The 295-nt window shown below is 68.8% G+C and carries 1 protein-coding gene; it reads right to left on the bottom strand.

All coding sequences use genetic code 11. From position 1 onward, the window contains the following. Window positions 1-19 precede the first annotated feature (19 nt). The coding region (locus AAW13_RS43865; RefSeq protein WP_052768778.1) for an IS5/IS1182 family transposase at window positions 20-295 on the bottom strand (276 nt) is incomplete at its 5' end.

The following is a 295-nucleotide window of genomic DNA, read 5'->3' as shown; positions in this document are numbered from 1 at the left end:
CTAGGCAGTTTCGTTTGGATCACCGGGCGGACCAGAGGAAGATGCCGGCGATGTGGAGTCCTGCCAGGTAGATGGTCGCGGTCTTCTCATAGCGGGTGGCGATGCCTCGCCACTGCTTCAGGCGGTTGATGCACCGCTCGACGGTGTTGCGCTGCCTGTACGTCTCGCGGTCGAACGCCGGTGGCCTGCCGCCCCTGCTGCCCCGTCGCTGCCGGTGGCCTCGCTGGTCCGCCGGGACCGGAATCACCGCCCGGATGCCGCGCTTGCGCAGGTGGTCGCGGATCGCGCGGGACGA

The sequence above is a fragment of the Streptomyces humi genome, from assembly GCF_001005085.2.
Classification (GTDB): Bacteria; Actinomycetota; Actinomycetes; order Streptomycetales; family Streptomycetaceae; genus Streptomyces; species Streptomyces humi.
The sequence above is the reverse complement of the archived record's forward strand: the minus strand, read 5'-3'. Positions and strand labels throughout refer to the sequence as shown.